The sequence below is a fragment of the Ferruginibacter yonginensis genome (genome assembly GCF_042651465.1).
Taxonomy (GTDB): domain Bacteria; phylum Bacteroidota; class Bacteroidia; order Chitinophagales; family Chitinophagaceae; genus Ferruginibacter; species Ferruginibacter yonginensis.
Map to the genome: position 1 here is coordinate 923017 of NZ_JBHSCZ010000002.1, position 14364 is coordinate 937380.

General features: G+C 34.8%; 10 protein-coding genes. 3 read left to right on the forward strand and 7 right to left on the reverse strand.

The features are described from left to right. The first annotated feature begins 28 nt into the window (after window positions 1–28). The gene (locus ACFOWM_RS11230) at window positions 29–2032 is read left to right on the forward strand and encodes a protein-disulfide reductase DsbD family protein (protein ID WP_379710034.1); all 2004 of its coding nucleotides are present in this window, start codon (window positions 29–31) and stop codon (window positions 2030–2032) included. Between the two features lie 152 nt (window positions 2033–2184). Here ACFOWM_RS11230 and ACFOWM_RS11235 read toward each other — a convergent pair whose 3' ends face one another. Both ACFOWM_RS11235 and ACFOWM_RS11240 read right to left on the reverse strand, forming a co-directional pair. Next, window positions 2185–2598 carry a PPC domain-containing DNA-binding protein gene (locus ACFOWM_RS11235; RefSeq protein WP_379710036.1) on the reverse strand — a complete coding sequence of 138 codons (414 nt, stop codon included), beginning with the start codon at window positions 2596–2598 and terminating at the stop codon, window positions 2185–2187. 163 nt (window positions 2599–2761) lie between these two features. Continuing rightward, window positions 2762–3301 (reverse strand): RNA polymerase sigma factor, encoded by a 540-nt coding sequence (locus ACFOWM_RS11240; protein WP_449267378.1) that lies wholly within the window; start codon window positions 3299–3301, stop codon window positions 2762–2764. 336 nt (window positions 3302–3637) lie between these two features. On the opposite strand from ACFOWM_RS11240, the gene uvrA reads away from it, so the two are divergent. After that, the gene (gene uvrA, locus ACFOWM_RS11245; protein ID WP_379710038.1) at window positions 3638–6475 is read left to right on the forward strand and encodes an excinuclease ABC subunit UvrA; all 2838 of its coding nucleotides are present in this window, start codon (window positions 3638–3640) and stop codon (window positions 6473–6475) included. Between the two features lie 86 nt (window positions 6476–6561). On the opposite strand, the gene thrC is transcribed toward uvrA, so the two are convergent. From thrC to ACFOWM_RS11270, 5 genes are all read right to left on the reverse strand, one after another. After that, entirely contained in the window at window positions 6562–7863 is a 1302-nt protein-coding gene (gene thrC, locus ACFOWM_RS11250; protein ID WP_379710041.1) for a threonine synthase, read from the reverse strand. A 5-nt stretch (window positions 7864–7868) separates the two neighbouring features. After that, entirely contained in the window at window positions 7869–8798 is a 930-nt protein-coding gene (locus ACFOWM_RS11255) for a homoserine kinase (RefSeq protein ID WP_379710045.1), read from the reverse strand. Window position 8799: 1 nt separating this feature from the next. Beyond that, window positions 8800–11247, reverse strand: coding sequence for a bifunctional aspartate kinase/homoserine dehydrogenase I (gene thrA / locus ACFOWM_RS11260; RefSeq protein ID WP_379710048.1), 2448 nt, complete (start codon window positions 11245–11247; stop codon window positions 8800–8802). Window positions 11248–11494: 247 nt separating this feature from the next. Next, window positions 11495–11905, reverse strand: a complete 411-nt coding sequence (locus ACFOWM_RS11265; protein ID WP_379710051.1) for a DUF4293 family protein — start codon at window positions 11903–11905, stop codon at window positions 11495–11497. A gap of 16 nt (window positions 11906–11921) precedes the next feature. Continuing rightward, a complete protein-coding gene (locus ACFOWM_RS11270; RefSeq protein ID WP_379710053.1) occupies window positions 11922–13202 on the reverse strand; it encodes a serine hydroxymethyltransferase in 1281 nt (426 codons plus the stop codon). Between the two features lie 154 nt (window positions 13203–13356). On the opposite strand from ACFOWM_RS11270, the gene ACFOWM_RS11275 reads away from it, so the two are divergent. Next, window positions 13357–14361, forward strand: coding sequence for a sugar phosphate nucleotidyltransferase (locus ACFOWM_RS11275; protein WP_379710056.1), 1005 nt, complete (start codon window positions 13357–13359; stop codon window positions 14359–14361). Window positions 14362–14364: the final 3 nt, after the last annotated feature.

The window sequence follows — 14364 nt, forward strand, 5'->3', positions numbered from 1 at the left end:
TATAAAATATTAAAAGGTTGCTTCAATAATGGAACAGCCTTTTTTTATAAAAAATGTTACCATGCGCTTGCAATTAAAATACACTTTACTTTTCATTATTTTTTTTAGTGTAATAAACACCACATTTGCACAAGATAGTGTTCAAGTAAAATGGACCGCTGCCATACAAAAAAAGGATGCTACTAACTACACAGTTAAGTTGGTGGGCACCATACAAAAAGGTTGGCATGTATACACAAAAGCCAATACTGAAGCATCTTTAGAAGGTATTACCATAATAAGTGAAGATAGCACCGCTAATTTTATGGCGCCCAATATTATTACCAAAGGAACTATTGCAGCAAAAGATGTACTGCCCTTTGCCAATTTATACACAGTTACTGATAGTGTGGTAATAGAGCAGCAAGTAACAGCAACAAAACCATTAACAGCTATTGCTTTAAAGCTTTCTTACGAATTAGGCAGTAACGAAGCTTTTATAACAGAAACGCAATCGCTTATTGTAAATACTGATGCCTCAAAAAATAATGTTGTAACATCAAATAGAATTTTAATACCCACAATAAATATAGAACAACCTGTTGATACGTATGCTACTGCAACTGCAACGGCAAATAAAACCGAATCGCAAACAGGCTTATTCGCATTGTTTTTGTTAGGGTTTGCAGGTGGTTTGGTGGCTTTACTTACGCCATGTGTATTTCCAATGATACCACTAACGGTGTCGTTTTTTACAAAAAAATCTGAAACAAGACAAGCCGGTATACGCAATGCATTTTTATACGGCTTTTTTATATTTTTTATTTATGTGTTGCTCAGTGTTCCTTTTCATTTTATTGATAAACTGAACCCTGATATACTCAATAACATATCAACCAATGTTACCTTAAATGTGGTGTTTTTTGTGATTTTTATTGTGTTTGCCTTATCATTTTTTGGGTTGTATGAAATTACATTACCATCATCGTTCACTAATAAAACAGATAGTAAAGCTGGTGCTGGTAATATCATCGGTATATTTTTTATGGCGTTAACATTGGCATTGGTGTCATTTTCGTGTACTGGTCCCATTTTAGGCTCATTGTTAGCTGGCTCTTTAACGGCAGATGGTGGTGCTATGCAATTAACTGCTGGTATGGGCGGCTTTGGCTTGGCCTTAGCATTGCCTTTTGCTTTGTTTGCTTTGTTTCCTGGTTTATTAAAGTCGTTACCAAAAAGTGGTGGTTGGCTTACCACCGTTAAAGTGGTGTTGGGCTTTTTAGAATTGGCTTTGGCATTTAAATTTTTGTCGAATGCTGATTTAGTAAAACACTGGGGTTTATTAAAACGTGAAATTTTTATTGGAATTTGGATTGTAATCGGTGTTTTGCTATCGCTTTACTTATTTGATATTATACGTTTTAAGCATGAAATGAAGTTAAAAAAAGTACCTGTCGTTCGCATGTTATTGGGCACCTTAGTAGCTTTTTTTACAATGTATTTAGTGCCAGGTTTAACCAACACCGCTTACGCTAATTTAAAACTTATTAGTGGGTTTCCGCCGCCATTGTATTACAGTGTGTATGCTGGTAAAAGTGATTGTGTATTAAACCTTAATTGTACTAAAGATTATGAAGAAGGGTTGCGTATGGCTAAAGAACAAAACAAACCAATGCTTATAGATTTTACCGGTTATGCTTGTGTGAATTGCAGGCGTATGGAAGAAAATGTATGGAGCGACAGAGAAGTGTTTGAATTGTTAAAGCAACATTTCATTATAGTATCGTTGTATGTTGATGATAAAAAACAGTTGCCTATTGAAAAAAGGTTTACATATACTAGTAAAGATGGTAGTAAAAGGAAGGTAACAACGGTAGGCGATAAATGGTCGTTGTTTGAAACAGAAAATTTTAAAAATAATGCACAACCATATTATGCTATTGTTGATACCAACGAAAAATTATTAAATGTACCTACAGGTTATACACCATCAGCCAAAGAGTATTTATTATGGTTGCAAAATGGTTTAACTACATTTAATAAGAAACAGTAATTAAAAATAAAGTTCAGCAATGCAATACCGTTGCCATCATAGCCCTAATTGCAGAAAGTACCCCACAGTGCAGTGAGGAACGAACGAAACGAGGCGTACTGCTAAAAGCGGGACAAATGCCCCACTATAAACAACAGCTGAGCTCCAAAATATTAATTTTTATTTTCAATTTGTAATTCATCCCAAGGGGTTGTACCATCTTTCATGCGTTTAAATACCATGTTGGGGTTGCTTTGTAATACAATTTCTGCTGTAGTATACACGGTACAGCCTTTTAATAAATGGCCGCCAATGGTATGGCCTGTACTATCGCTGATGCTAATGTGTAAATGGCTGCCGTTGGTTGATAGGGTGCCTGTTAAACTCACAATTTCAAAATGCCCATTTCCGGTGTTTCCATTTTGTTGATTGGCAAACCGAATATTGTATGCGGTGAGGCTGCCAGCACAAGTAACCAACCACCCTGCTTCAATATGATGTTGTGCTACATATTGCTCAATGGAGGTTCGTAGGTCGTCACCTGGTTTTAAACGAATTGCATGCGATATAGTATGGTTGTTTTGCATATGTTGAGCAGTATGGCATTGTACTAAAATGATGCAACAAAAAAGGAATCCCATCATTTTTATAGTCATGTTCATTTTTTTACAAAGTAACGAGTTTACTACAAACAAAAATTCCTGTCTTTTTAAAACAGGAATCTTTGTAATCAATCAATCAATCATACTGCTATAGAGCTATTTGTTTCTCGGTCATCATTTTGCGAAGGTTTAATAAACCATAACGCATTCTGCCAAGGGCTGTGTTAATACTGCAATTAGTAAGGTCTGCAATTTCTTTGAAGCTTAAATCTGCATAGTGGCGTAAAATAATTACTTCTCTTTGGTCTTCTGGTAACAAATCAATCATTCTGCGTACTTTATCAGAAGTTTGTTCGTTCATAATACGACTATCAACGCCAGCTTCAGAAAAGTTTAATACTTCAAAAATATCTCTATCATCACTCGTTTTGATAGTTGGGTTGCGTTTAATTTTTCTGAAATGATCAACACATAAGTTATGAGCAATTCTCATGGCCCATGGTAAAAACTTTCCTTCATCGGTGTAACGTCCACTTCTTAATGTATCAATAATTCTAATGAATACATCTTGGAAAATGTCTTCAGCTAAATACCTGTCTTTAACTAATAAATAAATGGAAGTAAAAATTTTGTCTTTGTAACGACTAATTAAAGTGTTCATGGCGTTGGATTCGCCGTTCATGTACATGTGTACGACCTGTTGGTCCGTTAATTGGATTTGGTTTTTCATTTTTTTTGTTTTGAACTATTTGGACAATTGGTTAATATTACCAATAGAAAAAAGTGGCATGGTCTCTTGGATTGGAAGACGATTCGCTCTTTAATCAATTGGCTATTGTTATGTAAATATAACAAGTATTTTGAAATTCCAAATTTTTCGATAAAAAATTTTGTAAAATTTTCGAGAATTACGAAATGATTTTAAAAAAGGCAGTAATTGCCCGTAATTTTACATCGTACAGTTACGAATAAGTAGGTAGAAAATGCTGAAAAGCAATGTGGTAAAAGATTTTAATAAAATGATATGCTGAAAACAACTTCGGTGCCACCGAACAAAAAAATGGCTATTGATCGTAATGACGATATTTTAATACAAGGTGCTCGTGTTCATAATCTGCAAAATGTTACTGTAACCATTCCTCGAAACAAATTAGTAGTAGTTACAGGGGTTTCTGGCTCTGGTAAATCATCACTTACCATTGATACTTTGTTTGCCGAAGGGCAACGCCGTTATGCTGAAAGTTTAAGTGCATATGCAAGGCAGTTTATGCAACGGATGAACAAGCCTGATGTAGATTATATTAAGGGCTTATGCCCAGCAATAGCTATTGAGCAAAAAGTAATTACACGTACGCCCAGAAGTACCGTAGGTAGTATGACAGAGCTATATGATTACCTACGTTTGCTATTTGCCCGTACAGGTAAAACCATATCACCTATTAGTGGTAGAGAAGTTAAAAAAGATGATGTTCCTGATGTAGTTAATGCTATTCAGCAATCCGATGACGGTACTAAAATATTGATATTAGCACTTTTTAAAAGCCATGCCAATAGAGATGTAAAAGAAGAGCTTAATATTTTATTACAAAAAGGTTTTGCAAGGCTATATGTAAATAATGCCATTGTAAATATTGAAGATATTATTGAAGAAGGCTTACCCAAAAAAATGAAACATGAAGCCTATATTTTAATTGATAGGCTTATAAAAAAAGATTTTGATGAAGAAGATCTTCACCGTATTGCAGACTCTGCCAATACAGCATTTTACGAAGGCGAAGGTACTATGTTTGTTCAGTTGAATGACGATAAACCACTAAAGTTTAGTAATAAGTTTGAGCTAGATGGTATACAGTTTGAAGAACCAGTACCTAATTTATTTTCATTTAATAATCCATTTGGAGCTTGCCCAACTTGTGAAGGGTTTTCGCAAGTGTTAGGGTTAGATGAAGATTTGATTTTACCCGATAAACGCTTGAGTGTGTACGAAGGAGCTGTATCACCATGGAGAGGTGAAAAATTAGGATTATGGAAAGATAATTTTATACACAATGCCAAAAAGTTTGACTTTCCTGTACACAAGCCAATAATGGATCTTACAGAAAAACAATTGAAAGATTTATGGCAAGGCAATCAATATACAGAAGGTATCAATGATTTTTTTAAAGAGGTAGAACAAAATTTATACAAAGTACAATATCGAGTTTTATTAAGCAGGTATAGGGGAAGAACATTGTGTACAGATTGCCATGGGTATCGCTTACGTAAAGAAGCTTTGTATGTAAAGGTAGGCGGTAAACATATTGGTGAACTTTGTGAAATACCTGTAAAGGATTTGCAAGTATGGTTTCAAAAACTACAATTAAGTGCTTTTGATGAACAAGTGGCCAAGCGTATTTTAATTGAAATACAGCATCGTATAAAAACGTTGATTGATGTAGGTTTGGGCTATTTAACATTGAATAGATTAGCCAACTCACTCAGTGGCGGTGAAAGCCAGCGCATACAATTAACCAGAAGTTTAGGCAGCAACCTCACCAACTCATTGTACATTTTAGACGAACCTTCAATTGGTTTACATAGTAGAGATACTGAGAAACTAATTGTGGTTTTAAAAGAGTTGAGAGACTTAGGCAATACGGTAGTGGTAGTTGAGCATGATGAATTAATGATGAGAGAAGCTGATCATATAATTGATATGGGCCCGTTTGCAAGCCACTTAGGCGGTAAGGTAGTAGCAGCAGGTGATTATGATGCTATTATAAAAAATAAGCAAAGTTTAACTGGTCAATATTTAAGTGGTGCATTAACCATTGATGTACCCAAGGTTTTACGAAAATGGAATGAATCAATAAAAATTGAAGGTGCTAAACAAAATAATTTAAAAGACGTAACAGTGGAATTTCCACTACATGTATTGTGTGCAGTGTCGGGTGTAAGTGGTAGCGGTAAAACTACTTTAGTGAAACAGATTTTGTACCCGGCTTTACAAAAAATAAAAGGTGAACCAGCTGATAAGCCTGGGTTGTACAGAAAAATTTCTGGCGATATTGATTCGGTTACTCGATTAGAAATGATTGACCAAAACCCGATTGGTAAAAGTAGTAGGAGTAACCCTGTTACTTACATAAAAGCTTATGATGAAATTAGGGAATTGTTTGCCAACCAACCACTTGCAAAAATTAGAGGTTTTATGCCGAAGCATTTTTCATTTAATGTAGATGCTGGTAGGTGTGATGCTTGTAAAGGAGAAGGTGAACAATTAGTAGAAATGCAGTTTTTGGCAGATGTACATTTGGTATGCGATGTATGTAATGGCAAACGTTTTAAAGAAGAAGTGCTAGAGGTACAATACAAGGGTAAAAATATACATGATGTATTAGAAATGAGTGTTGATGAAGCCATTACTTTTTTTGTAGGTAATGCTGAAAAAAGTAAAACAACATCAAGTGATAACGGTGCAGATGTGGCTAAAAAAATTCAACCTTTAAGTGATGTTGGTTTGGGGTACGTAAAATTAGGCCAATCATCCAACACCTTAAGTGGTGGCGAAGCACAAAGGGTAAAGTTAGCTTCGTTTTTAGGGAAAGGTAAAGCACAAGGTCATATACTTTTTATATTTGATGAACCCACAACAGGTTTACATTTTCATGATATAAAAAAGTTATTAGCTAGTATGAATGCATTGGTTGAGCAAGGCCATAGTATATTGGTAATTGAACATAATACCGATGTTTTAAAAAGTGCAGATTGGTTAATTGATTTAGGTCCGGAAGCAGGTGATAAAGGCGGTAATGTTGTTTTTGCTGGTAAACCTGCTGATATTAAAAAAGTAAAAGAAAGTTATACAGGAAAGTTTTTATAATCATAAAAACTATTTAATAAAAAAGCTGTGATGCGGTATTTAAAGGCATTACAGCTTTTTTATTGTTTTGATATTACCCTCATTTTTTAAATTAATTGTAATAAGCAATTTTTTAAAGCATCATACTCATTGGGCAGCAACGTACTTTTTTTAATGGCGTTCATTTGTGATTGAACTATACTGGGTAAATGAATTGGTTGACCAATAATAGGCGTTACAACATCATAAAACTTTACAGGGTGTGCTGTACTAATAACCATTCCTTTTTTTGAAGGATGTTGTTGTAAATAATTTGATAAAGCGGCATATCCCACTGCTGTATGTGGATCAAGTAAATAATGAAATTGCTCAAACACATTTTTGATAGTTGCTTTTGTTATGTTATCGCTGATGCTTTCGCTTGATAAAATAGTATGAATATTTTTATCAGCATGTGCTAGTAAAGTGCGTATCCTTATAAAATTACTAGGGTCACCCACATCCATAGCATTTGATATGGTGGCAATGGCTTTTTGGGGTTTGTATGTATGGTTGGCCATATAATTGGGTACGGTATTATTGGCATTGCATGCTGCAATAAAATGCGTAATGGGTAAACCACTAGCTTGTGCAATTAAGCCAGCACAAATGTTACCGAAATTGCCGCTGGGCACTGCTATTACTGGTGCATTATTTTTATCAGTCCATTGTTTATATCCAAAAAAATAATAAAATTGTTGTGGTAACCATCTGGCTACATTTATAGAATTGGCAGATGTTAAAAATAATTTAGATGTAACATCAGCATCAGTAAAAGCTTTTTTTACTAACTGTTGGCAATCATCAAAATTGCCCTGTATTTCTAACGCATGTATATTGCCTCCTAAAGTGGTGAGTTGTTGCTCTTGTACTTTACTTACTTTACCCGATGGGTATAAAATTACCACATCAATATTAGGTACATTGAAAAAGCCATTTGCCACAGCACCGCCTGTATCGCCAGATGTAGCTACTAATACTGTTACTTTTTGCTGTTCATTTTTCAAGAAAAAACTCAAACACCTGCTCATAAATCGAGCCCCAACATCTTTAAAAGCCAATGTGGGTCCATGAAACAATTCAAGCGATTGTATATCATTATTTATTGGCATTAAGGGTATGCTGAAGTTAATAGTTTCTTTTACTATATTATGCAATACATCATCAGGAATACAATTGCCTACAAATGGTTTAATGGCTTCAAATGCAATATCAGTATTGCTATACCCTTCTATATTTTCGATTATTTTTTTCGGAAATACGGGTATATGTTCAGGGAAATATAATCCTTTGTCGGGAGCTTGTCCGGCAATAGTAGCTGTTTTAAAATCAACACTTGGAGCACTTTTATTGGTACTGTAATACTGCATACATTTTACGATTGAATTATTTTTACACCTTCATTATTAATTTGTGATACATATGTAAAGTGAGGTAAACCTATTTCTGTATAAGTATGTTGCATCACTTGCGCAACAGTATCAGCAATGGCTTTTGTTTCACTCAGCATAAAAATAGAAGGTCCTGAACCTGCAATGCCACCACCCAAAGCCCCAGCATTTTTACAGGCTTGTTTTATATCATCAAACCTTGGAATCAATATACTTCTAATAGGTTCAATAATAACATCTTCCAAACTATTGGCAATGAGGTTCACATCTTTTTTCATAAATCCTGCCACTAAACCAGCAATATTACCCCATTGTTTAATCGCATCTTTTAGTAAGACTTCTTTTCTTAATATTTGACGAGCATCAGCTGTTTTAATTTCAATTTGTGGATGTACTACGGTAACATAGAGCGGTGGCGCATCTATATTTATCACATCTAAAGGAAAAATGCTTCTTATAACGGTTACGCCTCCATAAATACATGGTGCTACATTATCAGCATGTTTTATGCCAGTAGCAACTTTTTCGCCTGCCATGGCAAAACGCACCAAATCGTTTTTTGAAAATGGGTTGCCTAATAAATAATTCGCCGCTACCACAGCACCTGCAGCACTGGCAGCGCTGGAGCCTAAGCCACTACCAGGCTTTATATTTTTATTGCTGGTTATTTTAAAACCAATAGGTTTATTAAAGCTCAACATTAATTCTAACAAAGGAGCACCTGCTGCATTTAAATGAGGTGCAGTAGGTAAGTGGTAACTGTCTGTGTTTTTAATAATCACTTCAGGTGTATTTATTAATTCAACCTCCATTACATCAAAAGGCGCATCAATGCACATACCTAAAACATCAAAGCCACAAACTAAATTAGCAACAGTTGCAGGAGCATGTATGGTAACTTTTTTTTGTTGCATATTATAATTTTGAAGTTCTGATAATGTCTGCAAAAATACCTGATGCGGTAACATCGGCACCGGCCCCTGCACCTTTTATTACTAGGGGTTGCACAGGGTATCGTTCCGTATAAAATAATACCACATTATCTTTTCCGTATAAATGGTATAAATTATGTTGTGGGTTAATATGTTGTAAGCCTACAATGGCTTTACCTTGATTATATGATGCTACAAATTTAAGTTTGCAACCTTGGGTATTAGCTTCGGCTAACAAGTTTTTGAAATGCTGTTCATGTTGTTCCATACTGTTATAAAAATCATCGACAGTTCCTTCCATACATGCAGCTGGCATAAATGAATGATTAGCGATATCATCCATCTCTATTGTATCTCCATTTTCTCTGGCTAAAATAAGCAGTTTACGCATTACATCTTTACCTCCTAAATCGAGTCGTGGATCAGGCTCTGTATAGCCTTCTAGTTGGGCTTGTTTTACAACAGCAGCAAAACTTTTAGTACCATCGTAATTATTAAAAACAAAGTTTAATGTACCGCTCAATACGGCTTCCATTTTATGAATTTTATCGCCACTGCTAATTAAATCATTTAAGGTACCAATAATAGGTAAGCCTGCCCCTACATTGGTTTCAAATAAAAATGGTGCGTTGTATTCTTTAGAAAGTAATTTTAAATTTTTGTACGAAGCATAATCAGCAGAACAAGCCACTTTATTACAAGCCACTACAGCGATTGCTTTTGCTAAAAATGTGGGGTAAGTTGTAGCAACCGTATTATTTGCCGTAACATCTACAAATACACTGTTGCGTAAATTATGTTGTATAATAGCATTATTAAATTCATTGATATCAGCCGGGGTGCCATTGATCAACGCTGTTTGCCAATCATCTAACGCAATACCATCTTCGTTGATGATATATTTTTTACTATTAGCAATGCCTGCTACTTTTAATTTTATACGAAGTTGGTCTCTTAAAAACGGTTGTTGTTTTTTTATTTGCTCAATCAGTTTACTGCCAACATTTCCTACACCTGCTATAAACACATTTATTTCTTTTAATACGGTTTCAAAAAAGGCTTCGTGAATAACATTCATTGCTTTTTTAACATCTGTTTTTTGTATCACTGTAGAAATATTACGTTCCGATGAGCCTTGAGCAATAGCCCTGATGTTGATACCATTTTTCCCTAATGCATTAAATAACTTACCACTAATGCCGGTGTGGTTTTTCATACCATCACCCACTAATGCTACTATGGCCAAATTGTTTTCTATAACGAGAGGGTCAATCTTTTTTTGTAACATTTCAATCTCAAATGCAGCATCAATTGCTTTTGTTGCAGCCAAAACATCTGCTTCATTAATGCCTACACAAATAGCATGTTCTGATGAACTTTGTGTAATGAGTATTACATTAATTTTTTCGGCTGCCAATGCTTCAAATAAACGCTTTGAAAAACCAGGGATACCTACCATGCCGCTGCCTTCTAAACTTATTAACGTAATCGCATTGATGCTTGAAATACCTGTAACAATGGTTTCACTTTGCGTATTGCTATTTTGTTGAATAAGTGTACCTGTTTCATTAGGTGCAAAAGTATTTTTTATATACACACTTATTTGCTTATTCATTACAGGCTGTATGGTAGGAGGGTAAATAACTTTTGCTCCAAAGTGCGATAACTCCATAGCCTCTTGATACGACAGTGTAGCGATGGTTTTTGCATTAGGTACCAAACGAGGGTCGGCCGTCATCATGCCAGTAACGTCTGTCCAAATTTCAACACAAGCTGCGTTGGTGGCTGCAGTAAAAATAGCTGCTGTATAATCAGAGCCACCTCTCCCTAAAGTTGTAGGTAAACCACTGCTTGTTGATGCTACAAAACCGGGTGCTATAAATACTTTGGCTTGGTTATGTTGAAAATATGTTTCAATGTTTTTATTGGTACTATCAAAGTTTACGGCAGCATTACCGAAATGGTCGTTCGTAATTATAAGGCTGCCGCTATCAACCCAATTGGCATCAATATGTTGTGCTTTTACAGCAGCACAAATGATGGTTGAAGATAATAATTCACCATACCCAGCAATTCTATCTTTTGTACGAAGTGATAATTCTTTTAATAAATAAATACCATTACAAACATCTTCAATATCATTCATTTGCTTTTTTACATAACTCAGAACACTACTTTGCTGTGTAACATCAATCAATAAACGAACAGTATCTAAATGCCTCCTTTCAATTTCTTGAATAATACTTTTGTAGCTATCATCGCCATTGGCAGCTGTTTTACAACATTGTAACAGCATATCAGTAATGCCACTTAATGCCGACACTACCACTATAATTTGTTGTTTGTTGGCTTTTTGTTGAATGATGTTGATGACTTTTTGAATATTATTTGCATTGGCTACAGAGCTACCGCCAAATTTTAAAACCTCCATATTTTCTTGAATTATAATGAATGAATATTGTGCTACAACGTTGTTGTTACGAAAAGCATTTGCCCAGTTGGTTATATGAAAATATGCAACCCTTAACGGGTTGTGGTAGTTGTGTTAGTAGTTACAACTAAAAGTGGTTGTTGGTATGTTGCTAAATATTTCAACAAATTAAATATAGTACAATTCATTTAAACAACAAAACCCTATAATTTTTATAGGGTTTTGTTGTTTTTTACATATTCATTTATTATCGTAAGCGATTACTATCTTTTATAATTTTTTCATCTCTTCTCACCCCTTGGATACCTAATATAATAAATACAATAACTAATGCATGCAATACAGATGTTAATGATAAAGTGCCTTGTACAAAACTGCTAATAGCATTATAGTACAAATAAATGAGTACCACTTGCAATAACAAAGCAAGCAATGAAATTTTTAATTGTAGTGGTCTGTTCTTGTACAAGAAAATAGTAATTAAGCAAATAATACCTACAGCTAATGTTACAAAAATCATGATTAAAGATGATGTACCATTTAAAAAAGTAGATGGTATTAATTCTTTATTAGTACCACTGTATGTTGGAAATTTTAGTGTTAAAAAAACAGCAATTGCCGCTAAAAAATACCAAACTGATTGAATGCGTTGTAACATAAACTAATATTTTATTTTAAGCTTTGGTGGCGTATAATGGAAATTGTAAAATCCAATTTTTTACATCGTTTCTTACGTTTTCAATGGTTGCTTCGTTATCAATATCTTTAAGTATTCTATCAATTAAATCAACCACTTTTTCCATATCACTTTCAACCATACCACGGGTGGTGATAGCTGCCACACCTATTCTGATACCGCTGGTAACAAACGGACTTTTATCATCAAATGGCACAGCGTTTTTGTTTAAGGTAATATGGGCTTTATCAAGGGTTTCTTGTGCTTTTTTACCAGTAATATTTTTGTTGCGTAAATCAATTAACATTAAATGATTATCAGTACCACCACTAATAATTTGATAATCTCTTGCCAATAAAGCTTTGGCCATTGCTTGTGCATTTTTTTGCACTTGTGTAATATATGTTGTAAACTCATCGCTCAATAATTCGCCAAACGCAACAGCCTTTGCTGCAATTACATGCTCTAAAGGACCGCCTTGCGTACCCGGAAAAACAGCCATGTCAATTACATTGCTCATCATACGAAGGTTACCCTTTAAATCTTTTAAACCCATTGGGTTTTCAAAATCTTTTTTCATTAAAATGATACCGCCTCTTGGTCCACGTAATGTTTTGTGGGTAGTACTTGTAACAAAATGGCAATGTTCAAATGGTGAGCTTAATAACCCTTTAGCAATAAGGCCAGCAGGGTGTGCCATGTCGCATAAAACAAAGGCACCTACTTCATCTGCCACCTTTCTAATTCGTGCATAATCAATATCACGACTGTAAGCTGATGCACCGCAAATAATTAATTGAGGCTTTTCAGTACGGGCTTTTTCTTCGAGCATTTCATAGTCGATAAGTCCTGTATCTTTTTTAACACCATAAAATGATGGTTTAAAATATTTTCCTGAAAAGTTAACTGGTGAGCCATGGGTAAGGTGGCCACCCATACTTAAATCTAACCCTAAAATTTTATCGCCAGGTTGTAAAATAGCCAACATTAAAGCGGCATTTGCTTGTGCACCACTGTGTGGTTGTACGTTGGCATATTCGCAATTAAATACTTGTTTAATTCTATCAATAGCTAATTGCTCTACTTGGTCAACAATTTCGCAACCTCCATAATATCTTTTACCAGGGTACCCTTCAGCATATTTGTTGGTAAGGCACGAGCCCATGGCTTCCATTACTTGCGGACTTGTAAAGTTTTCACTAGCAATTAATTCAATTCCATGCTGTTGTCTTTGCAACTCTTTTTCAATCAAATCAAACAAGGCAGTATCTCTTTGCATAAAATAATTTTAGTGTTGCAAATATACGCCGTGCATTTTTAACTAATGTAACAGTGGCTTATTATGGTTAATTTTAAAATCGTTAATTTCACTTAGTTAATTGGTAAGCAAGTAATTTTTGGCATAAAACGACTTTTATAAACGACATTAATACATGAAGGCAATTATACCAGTGGCCGGTGCAGGTACCAAATTACGGCCACACACTTATACACAACCTAAAGCGCTGATTCCTTTAGCAGGTAAAACTATTTTAAGCATTATAATTGATCAACTAAAAGACGCAGGTGTTTGTGATTTTATTTTTATAATTGGGTATTTGGGTGAAAAAATTCAAGATTATGTGTTGACCCATTATCCTGAATTACACACACATTTTATTACTCAAAATGAACGTAACGGAACGGGGCATGCCATCGATATTACTAAAGAATTGGTAGGTAATGATGAAATATTGATTGTATTAGGTGATACTATTGCTGAGTTTGATATTCAACAAATGATTGCCGCACCTCATTCAATTTTGGCTGTAAAAAAAGTGGATGATCCACGAAATTTTGGAGTTGCTGAAATAGATGATCATGGCAACATTACAAGGGTAGTTGAAAAACCTGCAATACCTAAAAGCAATATGGCGTTGGTAGGTATTTATAAAATTAAAGAAACGGCTATTTTATTTGATTGTTTGCGTAAAATTCAAGATTTAAAGACCAGTAGTTACGATGCTTTTAATTTAACCGATGCTTTAGATTGTATGATTCAAAGTGGTGCTTCGTTTAAAGCTATGAAGGTATCTAACTGGTTTGATTGTGGGCAAAAAGAAACACTTATTTCATCAAACGCTACCCTATTACAAAAGTTTGGCAACTATGTGGCGGAAACGGTATCATTAACCAATACAATTATTATTCCTCCGGTGAGTATTGGTAATGGTTGCATCATTAAAAACTCTGTTGTAGGCCCAAATGTAGCCATTGGCGATAATACAACCGTAAACCATGCCCTTATTAAAGATTCCATCATAGGTGCCTATTCTAACCTAAACGAAATTGTATTAAATAGTTCACTCATAGGTAGTGATGCAGAAGTTAGAGGCGTAAGTAGAAGTTTAAATATAGGAGATAATACTGCTATCGATTTAGGTGGCGGGCCACGTTAATTT

Bases quoted from the DNA above. Each gene is read 5' to 3' on its own strand.
- ACFOWM_RS11230 (WP_379710034.1), top strand. From the start codon at position 29: ATGGAACAGCCTTTTTTTATAAAAAATGTTACCATGCGCTTGCAATTA.
- ACFOWM_RS11235 (WP_379710036.1), bottom strand. From the start codon at position 2,598: ATGCAAAACAACCATACTATATCGCATGCAATTCGTTTAAAACCAGGT.
- ACFOWM_RS11240 (WP_449267378.1), bottom strand. From the start codon at position 3,301: ATGTACATGAACGGCGAATCCAACGCCATGAACACTTTAATTAGTCGT.
- uvrA (WP_379710038.1), top strand. From the start codon at position 3,638: ATGCTGAAAACAACTTCGGTGCCACCGAACAAAAAAATGGCTATTGAT.
- thrC (WP_379710041.1), bottom strand. From the start codon at position 7,863: ATGCAGTATTACAGTACCAATAAAAGTGCTCCAAGTGTTGATTTTAAA.
- ACFOWM_RS11255 (WP_379710045.1), bottom strand. From the start codon at position 8,798: ATGCAACAAAAAAAAGTTACCATACATGCTCCTGCAACTGTTGCTAAT.
- thrA (WP_379710048.1), bottom strand. From the start codon at position 11,247: ATGGAGGTTTTAAAATTTGGCGGTAGCTCTGTAGCCAATGCAAATAAT.
- ACFOWM_RS11265 (WP_379710051.1), bottom strand. From the start codon at position 11,905: ATGTTACAACGCATTCAATCAGTTTGGTATTTTTTAGCGGCAATTGCT.
- ACFOWM_RS11270 (WP_379710053.1), bottom strand. From the start codon at position 13,202: ATGCAAAGAGATACTGCCTTGTTTGATTTGATTGAAAAAGAGTTGCAA.
- ACFOWM_RS11275 (WP_379710056.1), top strand. From the start codon at position 13,357: ATGAAGGCAATTATACCAGTGGCCGGTGCAGGTACCAAATTACGGCCA.